The sequence below is a fragment of the Vibrio hyugaensis genome (assembly GCF_002906655.1).
GTDB lineage: Bacteria > Pseudomonadota > Gammaproteobacteria > Enterobacterales > Vibrionaceae > Vibrio > Vibrio hyugaensis.
Map to the genome: position 1 here is coordinate 1,473,667 of NZ_CP025794.1, position 17,359 is coordinate 1,491,025.

Annotated in this window: 18 protein-coding genes; 3 read left to right on the top strand and 15 right to left on the bottom strand. The window is 45.9% G+C overall.

The window, feature by feature from the left end; genetic code table 11:
- Position 1 precedes the first annotated feature (1 nt).
- The gene (pomA, locus tag C1S74_RS07445) at positions 2-763 is read right to left on the bottom strand and encodes a flagellar motor protein PomA (RefSeq protein ID WP_038865419.1); all 762 of its coding nucleotides are present in this window, start codon (positions 761-763) and stop codon (positions 2-4) included.
- Between the two features lie 265 nt (positions 764-1,028).
- On the opposite strand from pomA, the gene xseB reads away from it, so the two are divergent.
- From xseB to dxs, 3 genes are read left to right on the top strand one after another with little or no spacing between them, the layout of a single operon-like run.
- On the top strand, positions 1,029-1,271 hold the full coding sequence (gene xseB, locus C1S74_RS07450; protein WP_038865420.1) for an exodeoxyribonuclease VII small subunit: 243 nt from the start codon (positions 1,029-1,031) through the stop codon (positions 1,269-1,271).
- A gap of 22 nt (positions 1,272-1,293) precedes the next feature.
- Positions 1,294-2,178, top strand: coding sequence for a (2E,6E)-farnesyl diphosphate synthase (gene ispA / locus C1S74_RS07455; RefSeq protein ID WP_045400175.1), 885 nt, complete (start codon positions 1,294-1,296; stop codon positions 2,176-2,178).
- 20 nt (positions 2,179-2,198) lie between these two features.
- Positions 2,199-4,064: a 1-deoxy-D-xylulose-5-phosphate synthase gene (gene dxs, locus C1S74_RS07460; protein WP_038865423.1), complete on the top strand. Its 1,866-nt coding sequence runs from the start codon at positions 2,199-2,201 to the stop codon at positions 4,062-4,064.
- Between the two features lie 92 nt (positions 4,065-4,156).
- Here the strand turns inward: dxs and pgpA are convergent, their stop codons facing one another.
- The 14 genes from pgpA to C1S74_RS07530 all read right to left on the bottom strand — a co-directional run bounded on the left by pgpA (position 4,157) and on the right by C1S74_RS07530 (position 16,947).
- On the bottom strand, positions 4,157-4,660 hold the full coding sequence (pgpA, locus tag C1S74_RS07465; RefSeq protein WP_038865424.1) for a phosphatidylglycerophosphatase A: 504 nt from the start codon (positions 4,658-4,660) through the stop codon (positions 4,157-4,159).
- Between the two features lie 56 nt (positions 4,661-4,716).
- Positions 4,717-5,682, bottom strand: coding sequence for a thiamine-phosphate kinase (thiL, locus tag C1S74_RS07470; RefSeq protein WP_045400172.1), 966 nt, complete (start codon positions 5,680-5,682; stop codon positions 4,717-4,719).
- 78 nt (positions 5,683-5,760) lie between these two features.
- Positions 5,761-6,228, bottom strand: a complete 468-nt coding sequence (nusB, locus tag C1S74_RS07475; protein WP_038865428.1) for a transcription antitermination factor NusB — start codon at positions 6,226-6,228, stop codon at positions 5,761-5,763.
- A complete protein-coding gene (ribH, locus tag C1S74_RS07480) occupies positions 6,228-6,698 on the bottom strand; it encodes a 6,7-dimethyl-8-ribityllumazine synthase (RefSeq protein WP_005440184.1) in 471 nt (156 codons plus the stop codon). The genes nusB and ribH overlap by 1 nt, the downstream gene beginning before the upstream one ends.
- Before the next feature lie 170 nt (positions 6,699-6,868).
- Positions 6,869-7,978, bottom strand: a complete 1,110-nt coding sequence (gene ribBA, locus C1S74_RS07485; RefSeq protein WP_038865430.1) for a bifunctional 3,4-dihydroxy-2-butanone-4-phosphate synthase/GTP cyclohydrolase II — start codon at positions 7,976-7,978, stop codon at positions 6,869-6,871.
- A gap of 159 nt (positions 7,979-8,137) precedes the next feature.
- Positions 8,138-8,791, bottom strand: coding sequence for a riboflavin synthase (locus C1S74_RS07490; RefSeq protein ID WP_045400171.1), 654 nt, complete (start codon positions 8,789-8,791; stop codon positions 8,138-8,140).
- A gap of 11 nt (positions 8,792-8,802) precedes the next feature.
- A complete protein-coding gene (ribD, locus tag C1S74_RS07495) occupies positions 8,803-9,927 on the bottom strand; it encodes a bifunctional diaminohydroxyphosphoribosylaminopyrimidine deaminase/5-amino-6-(5-phosphoribosylamino)uracil reductase RibD (protein ID WP_045400168.1) in 1,125 nt (374 codons plus the stop codon).
- 7 nt (positions 9,928-9,934) lie between these two features.
- Entirely contained in the window at positions 9,935-10,384 is a 450-nt protein-coding gene (nrdR, locus tag C1S74_RS07500; protein ID WP_038865435.1) for a transcriptional regulator NrdR, read from the bottom strand.
- A gap of 127 nt (positions 10,385-10,511) precedes the next feature.
- Positions 10,512-11,762 (bottom strand): glutamate-5-semialdehyde dehydrogenase, encoded by a 1,251-nt coding sequence (locus tag C1S74_RS07505; RefSeq protein ID WP_045400165.1) that lies wholly within the window; start codon positions 11,760-11,762, stop codon positions 10,512-10,514.
- Between the two features lie 17 nt (positions 11,763-11,779).
- Positions 11,780-12,919, bottom strand: a complete 1,140-nt coding sequence (gene proB, locus C1S74_RS07510) for a glutamate 5-kinase (protein WP_038865440.1) — start codon at positions 12,917-12,919, stop codon at positions 11,780-11,782.
- A 122-nt stretch (positions 12,920-13,041) separates the two neighbouring features.
- Positions 13,042-13,431, bottom strand: coding sequence for a sigma factor-binding protein Crl (gene crl, locus C1S74_RS07515; RefSeq protein WP_038865441.1), 390 nt, complete (start codon positions 13,429-13,431; stop codon positions 13,042-13,044).
- A gap of 118 nt (positions 13,432-13,549) precedes the next feature.
- Positions 13,550-14,797: an esterase FrsA gene (gene frsA, locus C1S74_RS07520; protein ID WP_042602617.1), complete on the bottom strand. Its 1,248-nt coding sequence runs from the start codon at positions 14,795-14,797 to the stop codon at positions 13,550-13,552.
- A gap of 91 nt (positions 14,798-14,888) precedes the next feature.
- Positions 14,889-15,353, bottom strand: a complete 465-nt coding sequence (gpt, locus tag C1S74_RS07525; protein ID WP_005440202.1) for a xanthine phosphoribosyltransferase — start codon at positions 15,351-15,353, stop codon at positions 14,889-14,891.
- Positions 15,354-15,657: 304 nt separating this feature from the next.
- Entirely contained in the window at positions 15,658-16,947 is a 1,290-nt protein-coding gene (locus tag C1S74_RS07530; protein WP_038865443.1) for an NCS2 family permease, read from the bottom strand.
- Positions 16,948-17,359: the final 412 nt, after the last annotated feature.

Genomic DNA, 17,359 nt, shown 5'->3' on the forward strand with positions numbered 1-17,359 from the left:
ATTACTCGTCAATCTCAAGGACGCGTTTGCCCTCGTTGAGGTAGTTCTTCAGATAGCTATCGATAACACGTGGGTTCTGACCATCTTGAATTGCGAGTACACCGTCCATAATCAAACGACGGTTGAGTGTTTCTTGATCGCGGCGTAGTGAAAGCTTGTCCGCAATTGGGAAAAACACCATGTTAGAAAGAATTGCACCGTAAAGAGTGGTTAAAAGTGCAACGGCCATCGCAGGACCGATCGCTTTTGGATCATCCATATTTGAAAGCATGGCAACCAAACCAACCAAGGTACCGATCATACCCATTGCCGGAGCAACATCACCGAATGCTCGAAAAACGCCCGTGCCTTGCGAGTGGCGCTCATCGGTCAGTGCAATGTCTTTTTGCAAAGCAGCACGCACCACATCCGCATCATGCCCATCCACCAGTAAGTCGATGCCCTTTTGCATGAAGCTATTATTAATCTCCATCTCTTCCAATGCTAGGAAGCCACCTTTACGTGCTGCGTCTGCCATTTCTACGATCTTAGCAATCAGATCTTCTGGCTCGTCCGATTTGAACATGAACGCTTTGCCCGCAATTTTGGTCGCGCCGAAGAATTGCCCCATGGTGAACTTCATCAATACTACAAACGTTGAACCACCAACGACGATTAGGATTGAGGTGACGTCTACGAACATGCCAATGCTGCCACCAAGCACCATCGCCATAATGACGAATGCAAAACCACCAATCAAACCTATTAGGGTTGCTAAATCCACAAAGCACTCCTCACGCTATACTCAAACATTGCCCAGTCAGGCGAATTATTACTTGTATCGACAACTAGAGCAGAATTTTTAGAAAAATCTTGGTTAATACATCACAAAAAGATCGTTAATACCTTAACTTATTAATGGTCTTCGTCTCATCAGACCCGTTGAACGCTAAATTTGTGACAATTATATAAGGTTAAATTTGACCAAGTTACTAGGCTAAGGTAACTTGCGTGCATTCTATTAGAGGCTTGATTAAGGCAGATAAAAGATGGCGGTTAAGAAACCAGAAAACATGACCTTTGAAGCAACCATCGATGAGCTAGACAGCTTGGTTGATCAACTAGAGAACGGTGACCTTGCTCTAGATGATGCTCTACGTAAATTTGAACGTGGCATTGCACTCGCTCGTGCTGGTCAAACGAAACTGAGCGACGCCGAACATCGCGTTAGCATTCTTCTAAGCGAAGATGATGAAGCACCACTGAGTGACTTCAACCCTGAGTCAGAATAATAAATCAGTAGTGAGCAATGTGATGCAAGAGACATTGACGTCTTATCAACAAAGAAATAACCAACAGTTAAATCAATGGCTTGAGCAATTACCTCATCAAGAACAGCCGTTGATTCAAGCCATGAAATACGGCCTACTCCTCGGCGGTAAACGTGTTCGTCCCTTCCTTGTTTACATCACTGGTCAAATGCTAGGTTGTGAACCTGAAGACCTAGATACGCCGGCTTCTGCGATTGAGTGTATCCATGCCTACTCTCTTATCCATGATGATCTACCTGCTATGGATGACGACGACCTGCGCCGTGGACAGCCGACTTGCCACATCAAATTTGATGAAGCGACAGCCATTCTGACCGGTGACGCACTGCAAACCCTCGCATTTACGATCCTTGCGGAAGGCGAACTGAATCCGAACGCAGAAAGCCACCGTATAAAGATGGTGCAAGCCCTTGCACAAAGTTCTGGTGCGAATGGCATGTGCGTTGGTCAAGCATTGGACTTAGGTGCAGAAAATCGTCGAGTGTCTCTCGCAGAATTGGAAGAAATTCATCGCAATAAGACTGGTGCACTGATTAACTGTGCCGTAAAACTAGGCGCACTTGCCGCTGGCGATAAGGGCCTAGAGGTTATGCCTCACCTTGAGCGCTACTCTAAAGCGATCGGTCTGGCGTTTCAGGTTCAAGACGATATTCTTGATATAATTAGTGATACAGAAACATTGGGTAAGCCTCAAGGTTCAGACCAAGAGCTAAACAAGAGCACTTACCCATCTTTACTGGGGTTAGAGGGAGCAATGGAGAAAGCTCACACTCTGTTGCAAGAAGCACTTCAAGCATTGGAGGCAATCCCATACAATACTCAGTTACTCGAAGAGTTCGCCCGATATGTCATCGAGCGCAAGAACTAACACTATAAGCGCGCATTTATATGACTCTTGATATTTCAAAGTACCCAACACTGGCGTTAGCAAATACACCGGAAGAGTTGCGTCTTCTTCCGAAAGAAACATTGCCAACTTTGTGCGATGAATTACGCACGTATCTGCTAAATTCAGTGAGTCAGTCTAGCGGACATTTAGCGTCTGGCTTAGGCACAGTAGAGCTAACCGTTGCTCTGCATTATGTTTACAACACTCCAGTGGACCAATTGATCTGGGACGTGGGTCATCAGGCTTACCCACACAAAATTCTTACTGGCCGTCGTGACCAAATGCCAACCATCCGCCAAAAAGGCGGCCTTCACCCATTCCCATGGCGTGAAGAGAGCGAATACGACACGCTATCTGTTGGCCACTCATCGACTTCTATCAGTGCAGCGCTCGGTATGGCGATCAGTGCACAAAAAGAAGATGAAGGTCGAAAGGTGGTAAGTGTTATTGGTGATGGTGCAATCACAGCAGGTATGGCATTCGAGGCCATGAACCATGCTGGTGACGTTCATCCTGATATGCTAGTGATTCTAAACGACAACGAGATGTCGATTTCAGAAAACGTTGGCGCATTGAACAACCACCTTGCTAAAGTCCTTTCTGGTAGCTTATACACCTCTATCCGTGAAGGTGGGAAGAAAGTGCTGTCTGGCGTTCCTCCAATTAAAGAGTTGGTTCGTCGTACAGAAGAGCACCTTAAAGGCATGGTTGTTCCTGGTACATTATTCGAAGAGCTTGGTTTTAACTACATCGGCCCTATCGATGGTCACGATGTTAACGAGTTAGTCAAAACGCTGAAAAACATGCGTGAGCTGAAAGGCCCTCAATTCCTGCACATCATGACCAAGAAAGGCAAAGGTTATGAACCAGCAGAAAAAGATCCTATCGGCTACCATGGAGTTCCAAAGTTCGACCCATCACATAACAGTTTGCCGAAGAGCAGTGGCGGTAAACCGACCTTCTCTAAGATCTTTGGTGACTTCCTATGTGATATGGCCGCGCAAGATCCTAAGCTAATGGCGATTACGCCAGCGATGCGTGAAGGCTCTGGCATGGTTCGTTTCTCGAAAGAGTACCCAGAACAGTACTTTGATGTTGCAATTGCAGAGCAGCATGCTGTGACGCTAGCAACAGGCATGGCGATTGCCGGCGATCACCCGATCGTCGCTATCTACTCAACCTTCTTGCAGCGTGGCTACGATCAGTTAATCCACGACGTGGCGATCATGGATTTACCTGTCATGTTCGCTATCGACCGTGCAGGTCTGGTTGGCGCAGATGGTCAAACTCACCAAGGCGCGTTCGACCTTAGCTTCATGCGTTGTATCCCAAACATGGTGATCATGGCACCAAGTGATGAAAACGAATGTCGTCAAATGCTGTACACCGGTCATAAACACACTGGACCAAGTGCAGTTCGCTACCCTCGCGGCAGCGGCATGGGCACAGAAATCGAGCCAGAATTTACTGCACTTGAGATTGGTAAAGGCCGTGTGCTTCGTAAAGGCGAAAAAGTCGCGATTCTAAACTTCGGCACCTTCTTAGGTAACGCGCTAGAAGCGGCTGAAAATCTGGATGCAACCGTCGCAGACATGCGCTTCGTGAAACCACTTGATGAAGAATTGATTCGCCAGCTAGCGTCTGAGCACGATGTATTAGTCACGCTAGAAGAAAACGCAATTGCTGGCGGTGCGGGTGCGGGTGTGATTGAGTTTATGATGCAAGATAAGATCATCAAGCCTGTGCTAAATCTTGGCTTGCCTGATCGCTTTATTCCTCAAGGCACACAAGACGAACTTCATGAAGAACTTGGCTTAGACGCGAAGGGCATTGAGAAGTCGATCAACGAATATCTCGCGAAGTAAGTTAACGCAAACAAGCGCTAAAAGTAAACACCAAAAAGGGATGCCATGATGGCATCCCTTTTGTTTATCTGTCGATTGTTAAAGCGGTATGACTACATCCAACCTGCGTATTTCGCCACTAAGAACAGTGCGATACCCGCCATGATACCGGCCACGATATCATCAATCATGATACCCAAACCACCGTGAACACGTTTATCCAACCAGCCAATTGGCCATGGTTTTACCATGTCAAAGAAGCGGAACAAAATAAAACCAGTCAGCAACCACTTCCATTCCGTGACTGGGATATTTAGTGCTGGTACTAAGCTCATGGTGATCCAAAAGCCTGCAAACTCATCCCACACGATTGAGCCATGGTCATGAACCCCCATGTCATCTGATGTCACTTGGCAGATCTTAATACCAATAACACAAGAGATGAGTACTAATACGACATACAGTGGGAAGGGTAACTGCGCCAGTAACAAGAATAACGGCACAGCTGCCAACGTCCCCATAGTTCCTGGAACCACTGGTGATAAGCCGCTACCAAAACCCGTTGCCAAAAGATGCCACGGGTTCTTTAATGAAATCAGAGAGAGGGGATTGGTCATTTCCTTAAACCTATACTGCTAGTTGGTTTCAATCTTAGGCTAGAGCCTAGCTCAGATTATCTAAAGTGGTCAAAGCCACTGAGTTCCCAATCAAGAGGTTGATTGTTGTCGTGCAGCTCGAAGGTACCTTTTGGTCGAATTTGGCCAATGCACGTAAACTTACACCCAGCGTGCGACAACGCACTTTGCAATGAACCGTTGTTCTGCTCAGGCACAGTAAAGCACAGTTCGTACTCTTCGCCACTGGATAAAGCATACTGCTGTGCGCTTACCTTATCATCTAAAAATTGAACCAATTCTGAAGATATCGGCAGTTGGGACACATCTAAACTGACTCCAACATCAGAACGCTTAAGAATATGTTTGATATCGGAAATTAAGCCATCAGAAATATCAATTGCTGATGACGCTAAGCCGACTAATGCTTGCCCTACCAACACGCGTGGCGTACTGAGATAATGTGCTTTCTCTAACTCTGGGGCAGCTATTCGAGTACGTAATGTGTTATCAAGAACGACATCCAGACCTGCTTTGGCATCGCCAAGATTGCCCGTAACATAGACCCAATCCCCAACTTTCGCGCCAGAGCGAGTCAGTGCTTTTCCTTCAGGAACAAAGCCTTGTACGGTCAGTGTTAGGCTAAGCGGCCCTTTGGTCGTATCGCCCCCAATAAGTTGAATACCAAAGTAATCAGCTAACTCAAAAAACGCATCACAAAAAGGGGCAAGCCATGCTTCATCTGGCTCTGGCATAGTTAACGCAAAGCTTACCCAAGCAGGTGTTGCACCCATTGCCGCTAAATCACTGATGTTTGACGCTAATGCTTTGTGCGCCACCCACGCAGGGTTAGCATCAGAAAGAAAGTGCGTGCCTGCCACCAGCGTATCGGTACTAATAGCAATTTGTACATTCGCAGGTGCTTTCACTAACGCACAGTCGTCCCCCGCTGCTAGATGGACGTCTTTGCGCTGGCTTTGGCGTCCAACAAAGTATTTGTCGATAAGATTAAATTCACCAGACATAATTCACTTTCTTTTTGATGTAAAAGCTTTTGATACAAAAAAGGTCAGCATGTGCTGACCTTTTTAATAAAGAAATCGTTATTTCTTACGTACGTGTGGCGCCGCTTTATCTAGCACACCATTCACAAATTTGTGGCTGTCTTCTGCCGCGAATACTTTTGCAAGTTCAATCGCTTCATTGATTACCACTTTGTAAGGAACATCTTCGCGACGAGTCATCTCGTACATAGCAAGGCGAAGAAGAGCAAGTTCCATCATGTCTAGATCCTGCATTGGACGAGACACGTATGGACGGATTTTGCAATCTAGCTCTGAGTGGCTAAGTACAACACCGCTTAGTAGTTCACGGAAGTAAGCTACGTCAGTTTCTGGAGCAGCAAGTGCTGGCTCAGATGCATGAAGTTCTTCTTCATCGTATTTGTCACCAGACAAAAACTGTTCTTCAATCGTGGCAACATTGTCTTTAGTAATTTGCCATGAGTAGATCGCCTGTAGAGCGAATTGACGTGCGTTACGACGTGCGGCTGGTTTCACACTGGCCCCCATTAGGAATCAATTTCAGATAATACGTTAATCATTTCAAGTGCGCTTAGTGCAGCCTCTGCACCTTTATTACCAGCCTTGGTTCCTGCGCGTTCAATCGCTTGATCGATAGTATCAACAGTCAGTACGCCAAACGCTACTGGAAGGCTGTATTCCAGAGAAACTTGTGCAAGACCCTTGTTACATTCACTACAAACATAGTCAAAGTGTGGTGTACCACCACGAATTACTGTACCTAGAGATACGATAGCATCGTACTTACCAGTTTTAGCAACTCGTTGAGCAACTAAAGGCAGTTCTACAGCACCAGGACAACGAACAACAGTGATGTTGTCTTCGCTTACTTGTCCGTGACGCTTTAGTGTATCGATCGCACCAGAAAGTAGGCTTTCGTTAATAAAACTGTTAAAACGAGAAATAACGATAGCAATTTTTGCATTTGGCGCTGGGAAGCCACCCTCGATCACTTTCATAAGCCTTCCTTTAACTCTATTTTTAAGTGAAAATTGTTCATCAAGTGAGAATCGCCGGATTCTATCACAAATTTGTGAGCAATATCTAATGGAAATTAGAGACGAGTCACCAAGCCCTAGCCGTCAGCAGAATAAGCCGAGACTTGGCTAGGGGGGGAATCGTTCAGTTGTTATTCGCAGATGTATTCAACAACATTCAAGCCAAAGCCACCCAATGCGTGGTACTTTTTGTTGGTTGAAGAAAGCAGACGCATATCGTGCACGCCAAGATCCGCCAAAATCTGAGAACCAACACCTACACGACGTGATGTGCCCTGCTTCTTAGCAAGAGTAGGCGCCTCGCCTTTGTCTTGCGATTCAAACATTTTTACACGATGAATAAGCAGATCGGTCGAGTCTTCATGACCAAGCACAACCAGAACACCCCCTTCTTCACCGATTCGCTTCATCGCTTTATCCAGCGTCCAACTGCGTTCTGCGTTACGATCACTACGAAGCACATCGGTAAATACGTCTTGTAAGTGAACGCGAACTAACGGTGCATTCGCAGTTAAATCACCTTTACACATCGCGTAATGTACTTGGTTATCAATCGTGTCTTTGTAAGTCACCAAAGTGAACTCACCGAATTCCGTTGGCAGTGCACACTCAGCAACGCGTTCAATCGTTGTTTCCGTGTTGTTGCGGTATTCGATAAGGTCTGCAATGGTACCTAGCTTTAAATCGTGTTTTTCAGCAAACACTTCAAGGTCCGGGCGACGCGCCATCGTGCCATCGTCGTTTAGGATCTCAACAATAACCGATGCTGGCTCTAGACCTGCAAGACGAGCCAAATCACAGCCGGCTTCTGTATGACCAGCGCGAGTTAGAACACCACCGTCTTGTGCTGCTAGAGGGAAGATATGGCCCGGTTGCACTAAGTCCGCCGCTTTTGCACTTGGCGCGACTGCCGCTTGTACAGTGCGAGCACGGTCAGCTGCAGAAATACCAGTGGTAACACCTTCAGCGGCTTCAATAGAAACCGTAAAGTTGGTGGTGTATTGCGCGTTGTTGTCTTGCACCATTGGCGGCAAGCCAAGGCTCTCACAACGAGTTTTTGTCATGGTTAGACAGATTAAGCCACGGCCATGCGTAGCCATAAAGTTGATAGCTTCCGGCGTAATGTGCTCGGCAGCCATGATCAAATCACCTTCATTCTCGCGGTCTTCATCATCCATTAGGATGACCATTTTGCCTGCGCGAATATCATCAATAATCTCTTGAGGCGTGCTGATAGGCATATTCTGTTTCCCGTTATTCAAAAATTTATTATTGCAGCAGCAATGCGGTGAACGTTTCGTTGAGTTACGTCTACTGGCTTTAGTCAGCAAAGCAGTTTGAAGCTAACCTTTATTAAGTCAATTAACCTGATAACGTTCTGTGATTGTGGTCGGTTTCGCTTACGCAAAACCATTTTGCTGCAAGAAGTCCATCGTAATACGTGATTCTTGCGGCTCTTCTTTTTGGCCTTGTAGCAAGCGCTCCATATAGCGAGCTAACACGTCCACTTCTAGGTTCACTTTACGGCCAACTTGGAACTGATCGATGGTTGTCTCTTCACTGGTGTGAGGAACAATCGTTAATTTAAATCCATTCTTACGTAGATCGTTGACGGTCAGACTAATGCCATCCACTGTGATAGAGCCTTTTTCTGCCACGTACTTACAGATTTCCGCTGGCATCTCAACCCAGAACTCAATCGCACGGCCAACTTGATTACGCTCAACAATCACACCAACGCCATCAACGTGACCTGAAACGATATGACCGCCAAAACGAGTGGTCGGCAACATGGCTTTTTCTAGGTTCACTTTGTCGCCCACTTGATAAGCAGAAAAACCAGTTTTGTTCAGCGTTTCCAGTGACAAATCAGCACTGAAATAGTTACTACCGAAATCGACGACCGTTAAACATACGCCGTTAGTCGCAATGCTGTCGCCTAGCTTAACGTCAGCCATATCCAATTTGCCTACTTCCACCGTCACGGTGATGTCTTCGCCTTTTGGCGTGATTGCAGTTAGTTTGCCAACTGCTTCTACAATTCCTGTAAACATAATGCTTCTTTCTAGCGTTGAATGCGTTTGACGGTTGCGGTGATGCGAATATCCACCCCTACCATTCGAACGTCGGTAATAGTTAAATCGATAACTTGTTCCATCTCGGTTAAACCAAGCGCGCCGATCAAGCCTCGTCCATCGCTCCCCATCAACTTAGGCGCGAGATAAACGATCAGTTCATCTACAAGGTTAGCTTCGATTAATGAACTCGCGAGTGTCGCTCCAGCTTCGACCCACAAGTGATTGATGTGACATTCACTTGCCACGGCTTTCAATGTCGCAGCTAAGTCAACTTGATCGTTTTCATTCAGTTTAGGGGCGATATCACCATCTTGACTGACAATAATACGCTCACCTTCTGTCTTGAATAGCTTTAAATCATTACGAAGCTGAGATTGGCGATCGAGTATGACTCGTGGAGGCTGACGAACATCAACCTGAGGGTATTGCGATTGTAGGCTTTTTGGCAAATCATCCCAGCGAACGTTCAATGAGGCATTGTCGTCAATCACTGTTTTGCTGGTAGAGAGAATACCACCGCTCATCGCACGATAGTGTTGGACATCTTGGCGAGCTTTTGGGGAGGTAATCCATTGGCTCTGTCCGTTACTCAACGCACTTTGCCCATCGAGGCTAGCTGCCATTTTCAACTGAACATAAGGCATGCCAGTTTGCATGAATTTGATAAAACCTTTGTTCAGCTCGATCGCATCGCTTTCCAACAAGCCAACGTGAACTTCTACCCCTGCATCACGCAGCATTTGAAAACCACGCCCTGCAACTTTCGGGTTTGGGTCTTCCATTGCGCAGACCACACGTGCAACCTTGGCTTTGATAAGTCCCTCAGCACACGGCGGTGTTCGCCCGTAGTGAGAGCAAGGCTCCAACGTCACATAAGCGGTCGCCCCTTCGGTTTTATCCCCAGCCATACGCATTGCATGAACTTCGGCATGAGCTTCACCCGCGCGATGATGATGGCCTTCGCCAACAATCTCACCGTCACGGACAATAACGCAACCAACGTTGGGGTTAGGCGCTGTGCTATACATGCCGCGCTTCGCCAATTTCAGCGCACGCGACATCATTTCGAAATCTTGAGAGGTAAATTCTGAAGAAGTGTTCTGTTGTTCCATGACTCAATCAGTCTTCTAGACGAGCAATTTCTTCGCCAAATTCACGGATATCTTCAAAGCTGCGGTAAACCGATGCAAAACGGATATAAGCAACTTTATCCAGCTCTTTCAATTGGCCCATAACTAGGTTACCAATCATCTCACTTGGCACTTCACGTTCACCTGTTGCACGCAGCTGCGATTTAATCATGCTGATTGCCAATTCGATAGAATCTGCACTCACTGGGCGTTTTTCTAGTGCGCGTTGAATGCCACCGACCATTTTGTCTTCATCAAACGGTTCACGGTTGCCGTTAGACTTAATCACTTTAGGCATCACCAACTCAGCCGTTTCAAACGTGGTAAAACGTTCGCTACAAGCTAAGCACTGGCGACGACGACGCACTTGATGGCCGTCAGCAACTAAGCGGGAATCAATTACTTTTGTATCGTTCTCAGAACAAAAAGGACAATGCATATCACCTCCAAATAGCGTGCGATTGGGTTCGTCCCAAAAGCAAGACTAGTGTAGCGGAATTGCTATGTTAGAGAAAACAAAAAGGGGCACTACTGCCCCTTTTTCAATCAATATCAAACGGTTTCTGTTAACTGCGTGCTAGGTAGTTTGCTTTACCAACCCATTTGTAGCTGGTGAGCTCTTCCAAACCCATTGGGCCACGTGCATGCAGTTTCTGAGTAGATACCGCCACTTCTGCCCCAAGACCAAACTGAGCACCGTCAGTAAAACGAGTTGAGGCATTCACGTAAACCGCAGCAGAACCAACAGAATTAATGAATAATTCAGAGTTAACCAAACTGTTGGTCATGATCGCATCTGAGTGGCTCGCGTTATGAACACGCATGTGGTCAATCGCCTCTTTTATGTCGGCAACCACTTTTACACCCAGCGTGTAACTTAGCCATTCAGTATCAAAGTCACCTTCCACTGCATCACGAATTTGTGTTGCTTGAGCCATCAGTACTTTTGCCTTTGGCTCTGTCACGAAGGTCACTTTATCGCTCATGCGCTCTACGATCATTGATAGGAATTGCGCCGCAACACCTTCATGTACAAGCAAAGTGTCTAGCGAGTTACATGCTGAAGGGCGTTGAACTTTTGAATTCTCAACAACGTTCAACGATTTTTCTAGATCCGCTGACTCATCAACAAAAATATGGCTGATACCAAAACCACCGATGATCACTGGAATGGTACTGTTCTCTTTACACATCTTGTGTAAACCAGCGCCGCCACGTGGAATGATCATATCAACGTAATCGTCTAGCTTAAGGAGTTGAGAAACCAACTCACGATCTGGCTTTTCAATATATTGAACGGAAGCCGCCGGCAAGTTCGCTTTCGCTAGAGCCGATTGGATAACCTTTACCAATTCCATATTGGAAAAGAACGTCTCTTTACCACCACGTAGGATGCTTGCATTACCTGTTTTTAGACATAGAGCAGCAATATCGATGGTTACGTTTGGACGCGCTTCGTAAATCACACCAACCACACCCAGTGGTACACGACGACGGGACAGAGACATGCCATTTTCTAGCACTTTGCTGTCGATTTCGCTGCCTACAGGATCGTTTAGGCTGATCACGTTACGAACGTCATTAGCGATACCAGTAAGGCGCTCTTCATTTAATAGCAGACGGTCTAGTAGTGCATCTGTTAGACCCGCTTCGCGACCTAATTCGATGTCTTTTGCGTTTGCAGCCAAAATAGTTGCCGCATTCGCTTCTAGCTCATCAGCGATGATCGCTAGTGCTTGGTTTTTTTGTGCGGTTGACGCTGTCGCCAATTCGAAAGCTGCATCTTTGGCAGCTTTACCCATATTCGTTAAATCCACTTTGCTTCCCTCAATATCTATTCTTGGATGACGACAAGATCATCGCGGTGAATCACTTCTGAGCCGTAATCATGACCCAAAATAGAGATGATATCTTTACTGTGTTTACCGGCAATGTTTGCTAGGTCTTCGCTTGAGTAGGCGCTGATACCACGTGCCACCAGCTTGCCTTGTGCGTTGGTCACGCGAGCCACTTCACCACGAGCAAAATCACCACTTACCTTAATCACGCCTTTTGCAAGTAGACTACTGCCCTTACCGACAACCGCGTTAACTGCACCATCATCAATAATGATATCACCGGATGCAGCAGGGCCCGCTAGGATCCAGCGCTTGCGGTTTTCTAGCGCTTCTTCACAAGGAAGGAAACGCGTCCCTTGTGGCTCTGAGCTCAATGAGTCAAAAATAACATTTGGTGCGCTGCCCGCAGCGATGATCACCTCAATGCCTGCACGGCGAGCGATGTCTGCCGCCTGAAGCTTGGTTGCCATGCCGCCAGTACCTAGCGTTGTGCCGCTACCACCCGCAATTTTGCGCAAAGTATCATCAATGGTTTTCACTTCTTTGATCAATTCGGCATTTGGATCTTTACGAGGGTCTGCGGTAAACAAACCTTTTTGGTCTGTTAGCAGCAGTAATTTGTCTGCACCACACAAAATCCCCACCAAAGCAGACAAATTATCGTTATCGCCCACTTTGATCTCGTTCGTTGCTACCGCGTCATTTTCGTTCACGATAGGAATAATGTCGTTTGCAACCAGAGCATTGATGGTGTCACGCGCGTTAAGAAAACGCTCGCGATCATCCAAATCAGCACGAGTTAGCAACATCTGACCAATTTTGATGCCATAAATGCCAAACAGAGACTCCCATGTTTGAATCAGACGGCTTTGGCCCACTGCAGCAAGCAATTGTTTGCTCGCCATCTCGTTGGGCAATGCGGGGTATCCAAGATGCTCACGGCCTGCTGCAATTGCACCAGACGAAACCATTACGACTGAATGGCCTTGTTTTTTTAGTTCAGCACATTGACGAGCCAGCTCTACCATGTGAGCACGGTTTAACGCCAAAGTGCCGCCTGTCAGCACACTTGTACCCAGTTTCACAACGACGGTTTGTGATTGTGAAATAACTGCATTCTGTTGATTCGTTGTCATGATGTCTTCTGAAATGAAAAACAAATAAAGAGTGGATGTTTTAGCAATCAAATGGGGATTTAACAAGCAGAAAAGGTGCGAAAACGCACCTTTTTGTCTTATAGAGGAAGAAAACAGCCAAATTAGGCGAAATCAAACGATTCTGTGTGATATTCCACTTCCAGTTTGAAATGCTCAGCCAGCGTATCTACTAGCTTCTGATGAAAGGTACTCTGGGTGAGGTAAACCTCTTCAGTCACCTTATTCGGTAATGGCTCTGAGGTCCAATCCCCTTCTTTGTTGTATTTACCAATATGGTATTTTGCAGTAAAGCCACCTTCGATGGACTCCAAGTCCATCCACCATCCCCAAAATTCACGTTTTTCTGGCGACTTTTTGTCGTCTACACAAACAGATAGACAGTCAAAATAGTAGTGGCCTTCTTGTGATTGTGGTTCGCGCAGGTAAGGACCTATCGCCTTTAACTTAGACATCAAGCGAAAGTGAGTCGGCCCTTGAGTCGTCTCTGACATAAGAATCTCCGTTTCCATAGTAAGGATATTTAGCTATCCAAGAATGATTATTATTTTTTATTATCATGAGCTTATTTTTTGCTCACATATATCACTCTTAACTAAATTAGGAGATTTGTCATCTTAATAATTCCTCCTCCAACCACTTTATGGCCAAATCGAGGGATTGCTCATAACCTTTTGTAATTGTTTTGGAACTGATTTTCTTTGCTTGACCATAGTGACTAAACAGCGCTACCAACTGGTTGTCACTGTGTGGGGAAACAGGATCCCCTTCCAAACTCAAAGCCAAAATAGGTACCTTGGTTTTACGACTGCTTAAGAACCCTTGTACTTTCAACGACCACGCCATCATCTGCCCAGCCATGCTATTGATGTCCACGGCGTTCTTACCTAAACGAGACGCCAGTAGATCTAGGTACATCTTCGGCATCTGCTGCAGCTTCTTCGGGGAGGTAAACAAATCATGTACAGGTGCACCGAGCGCCACACACGCTTTGATCTTCTCTTGTTCAACGAATGAAAGACGGATCATGGCATTGCCACCAAAGCGGAAACCAATCAACCCCACTTTGTAATGATCGACCCAAGGCAGTTTGTACAGCTCATTCAATACCGCTTGATGCAAACAACTAGAATCTTCCGTTAATGGCCAATGGGAGCTATGGCCCACTGACGGCATGTCGATGGTCAACATTGCGATGTCTTTAGGCGCTAAATGATTGCGGAACAAACGCCACATGTCTGTTTGCAAGCTGTCCAAACCCGCACTCACCATCACAACGGGCAATTGCTTGTCCGTACGTGGCAAGTGTAAATTCGCAATGATCTTGCGCTTTTGATAAGGTACTTCGATCTGTTTGATCGTGTATTGCGTTTTCTCAGAGCCTTCGTTGTAAGCTTTATTGGCCAACACTTGAGCTTGAGTCGCAAGGTTATCGTTCTTCAAATGTGGGTAGCCCGCAATACTGAAACACAGCGAAGCGGAAAACAACTCATCCGCCGCATCTTCACCTTTCAATTCGGTTGAACGGCGTTGGTGTTCCATCCCAAGCTTTATCCACTCAAACGTCCAGTTACCGCCGTGATAACCCATCACTGTATCTAACCACTTATCTTCCGTACGCGAATGTTTCGACGACGCAATTTTAGACAGTGTACTTTCCATCTCGATTGGAGATAAACCCTGCCAAGTCCACTGCAAACGTCTTAAGTGTCGATACCACGCACGATCATCTTGCCCTTCTCGCTCATCAAGAATTGTTTGGCTGGTAGGCATGTATTGAGTAAGTGCAGAGGTTTCTTTCGCCTGCTTGTGCTTAACAAACAAGGTTTCTGAGAGGTTTTTACTGACGTCTTCTGACATAGGAAGAACTCTAAGCTATTGGCAATTGCTGTAATAATAATAAAAAAAATGCCCCTATAAAGGGGCATTTCTCAATATTCTTGGTGCAAACTTATTTTTGCTTACGATTTACTGGCTCAGCAAACTGGATAGACATATCCCAAGGTTGCTCGATCCAAGTGTCTTGAGCGATGTCTACTACGTAATCGTCTAGTAGCTCAACACCTGCAGGCTTAGCACATACTGCGATAAGCTTCGCTTTCGGGTACATTTCACGTAACTTGCGTGCTGTGTCACCGCTATCTACTAGGTCTTCAACGATTAGGAAACCTTCGCCGTCACCTTCTGGTGCTTTAACTACTGTCATATCACGCTGGTGATCGTGGTCGTAGCTAGAGATACAAATAGTATCAACGTGACGAATACCCAGTTCACGCGCTAGGATTGCACCAGGAACTAGGCCACCACGGCTTACCGCCCAAATACCTTTCCATTGCTCAGCTGGCATTTGTTTCTCAGCCAGTTCACGGCAGTAAGACTGCATCGCATCCCAAGTGATAATGAATTTTTTACTCATTGTAATAACCTAATAATTTCAAAATATGCATCCCCTCTGTCTAGCTGATGGCGCTGAAATGGACTCATCTCGCTAAACTTTCCACACCAGAGGAAATGGGGGTTTCAAGCTACGCAAACGATTATTCTACCGAAACACATCGTTAATACCAACGCTGATATCAAAATTCTCTGCCTATTACGCAGAAAAATCGTATTCGGTGAACAATACAAAATGGAGAAGTGGATGAATTACTTTAAAAATTATCCACAAACAAAAAGCCAGTGTGAATCGAGTTCGCACTGGCTTTTTTCAATCGTTGGAATTAACCGACCATGTATTTCACAATGAAGATAGCAGACATCACCCACACACTCATCGATACTTCACGGCCTTTACCACTGAACAGTTTAATAGCAGCGTAAGCGATGAAACCTAGCGTGATACCTTCTGCAATCGAGAAAGTAAGAGGCATTACCAAACAAGTAACCACAACTGGCGCAGCTTCTGTGAGGTCACGCCAGTCGATGCCAACAAGACCAGAAAGCATTAGGATCGCTACATAGAATAGCGCACCAGATGTTGCGTAAGCTGGAATCATACCTGCTAGTGGCGAGAACAACAGAGCCAGAAGGAACAATACGCCAACAACCACAGCCGTTAGACCAGTACGACCGCCTGCTGCTACACCAGAAACACTCTCAATGTATGACGTCGTGTTAGATGTACCTAGTAGAGCACCTACTGATGTTGCTGTTGAGTCAGCAAGTAGCGCTTTGTTTAGACGTGGAATGTTGCCGTTTTCGTCAGTTAGACCTGCTTTCTGTGAAACGCCAACTAGCGTGCCCGCAGTGTCGAACAAGTCAACGAATAGGAAAGCAAATACGACCGAGATCATGCCAACTTCGAACAGACCAGAGAAGTCTAGCTGCATGAAGGTTGGTGCGATGCTTGGTGGTGTCGACATGATGCCGCCCCATTGAACGTCACCAAAGATAAGACCAAGAATTGTCACACCCAAAATGGCGATCATAACCGCACCTTTCACACCACGGTGAACCAGCGCGATAGTCATAAAGAAGCCGATAGCCGCAAGTACAGATGGTAGCGAAGTGATGTTACCCATTGAAACTAGCGTTGCTGGGTTATCTACTACGATGCCGGCATTTTTCAGTGCGATGAACGCAAGGAACAGACCGATACCTGCAGAGATACCTGTACGAAGAGAAAGTGGAATTGAGTTAATGATCCACTCACGGATCTTGAACACACTCAACACAATAAATAGTAGACCCGACACAAATACTGCTGCTAGCGCGACTTGCCACGTATAACCCATACCCAACACAACAGAGTAGGTAAAGAACGCGTTTAGGCCCATACCTGGAGCCTGAGCGATTGGGTAGTTTGCTACTAAGCCCATGATGAAACAGCCAATAGCCGCAGCAAGACACGTCGCAACGAACACAGCACCACGATCCATACCAGTATCTGCAAGGATTGCTGGGTTTACGAAGATAATGTAAGCCATGGTTAAGAAGGTAGTAACACCTGCGATGATCTCAGTGCGCACATTGGTGCCATTTTCACTAAGTTTGAATAGCCTTTCGAGCATGATCGAATCCTGTAAAGGGTAAAAAGTAAACGGTTGCGTAATCGATTGGCTCGAATTATAAAGTTATCAAATAACAAATTCCAGATAGAATTTTCACTCTAATGCGATTTTTTTCTTTGGATATGAAACCGATTCGCTAGCGTTTCAAACGCGATTAAAATTTAAAGCTTAATAAACAATAACTAACAATTAAGGCATTCAAGTAAGACAACGAGTGCAAACTGAACAATGTATTAAACTTTCAAACAGAAACATGGAGTTTTGAGCGTAAAACACTCACGAATTTGGTTAGCAAATGAAATAAGTTGGGGAAGCAAACCTAGAATAGGTGCTTAGCGGTGAGAAATCAGTCAACGTTCAGGATCGAGAGATAAAAAAACGCCACTCAATTTGAGTGGCGGTGAATCATGTC

What these genes read in the sequence shown, in the direction of transcription:
- xseB (WP_038865420.1), top strand. Translation starts at nt 1,029, where the DNA reads ATGGCGGTTAAGAAACCAGAAAACATGACCTTTGAAGCAACCATCGAT.
- ispA (WP_045400175.1), top strand. Translation starts at nt 1,294, where the DNA reads ATGCAAGAGACATTGACGTCTTATCAACAAAGAAATAACCAACAGTTA.
- dxs (WP_038865423.1), top strand. Translation starts at nt 2,199, where the DNA reads ATGACTCTTGATATTTCAAAGTACCCAACACTGGCGTTAGCAAATACA.
- pgpA (WP_038865424.1), bottom strand. Translation starts at nt 4,660, where the DNA reads ATGACCAATCCCCTCTCTCTGATTTCATTAAAGAACCCGTGGCATCTT.
- thiL (WP_045400172.1), bottom strand. Translation starts at nt 5,682, where the DNA reads ATGTCTGGTGAATTTAATCTTATCGACAAATACTTTGTTGGACGCCAA.
- nusB (WP_038865428.1), bottom strand. Translation starts at nt 6,228, where the DNA reads ATGGGGGCCAGTGTGAAACCAGCCGCACGTCGTAACGCACGTCAATTC.
- ribH (WP_005440184.1), bottom strand. Translation starts at nt 6,698, where the DNA reads ATGAAAGTGATCGAGGGTGGCTTCCCAGCGCCAAATGCAAAAATTGCT.
- ribBA (WP_038865430.1), bottom strand. Translation starts at nt 7,978, where the DNA reads ATGCCTATCAGCACGCCTCAAGAGATTATTGATGATATTCGCGCAGGC.
- C1S74_RS07490 (WP_045400171.1), bottom strand. Translation starts at nt 8,791, where the DNA reads ATGTTTACAGGAATTGTAGAAGCAGTTGGCAAACTAACTGCAATCACG.
- ribD (WP_045400168.1), bottom strand. Translation starts at nt 9,927, where the DNA reads ATGGAACAACAGAACACTTCTTCAGAATTTACCTCTCAAGATTTCGAA.
- nrdR (WP_038865435.1), bottom strand. Translation starts at nt 10,384, where the DNA reads ATGCATTGTCCTTTTTGTTCTGAGAACGATACAAAAGTAATTGATTCC.
- proB (WP_038865440.1), bottom strand. Translation starts at nt 12,919, where the DNA reads ATGACAACGAATCAACAGAATGCAGTTATTTCACAATCACAAACCGTC.
- crl (WP_038865441.1), bottom strand. Translation starts at nt 13,431, where the DNA reads ATGTCAGAGACGACTCAAGGGCCGACTCACTTTCGCTTGATGTCTAAG.
- frsA (WP_042602617.1), bottom strand. Translation starts at nt 14,797, where the DNA reads ATGTCAGAAGACGTCAGTAAAAACCTCTCAGAAACCTTGTTTGTTAAG.
- gpt (WP_005440202.1), bottom strand. Translation starts at nt 15,353, where the DNA reads ATGAGTAAAAAATTCATTATCACTTGGGATGCGATGCAGTCTTACTGC.
- C1S74_RS07530 (WP_038865443.1), bottom strand. Translation starts at nt 16,947, where the DNA reads ATGCTCGAAAGGCTATTCAAACTTAGTGAAAATGGCACCAATGTGCGC.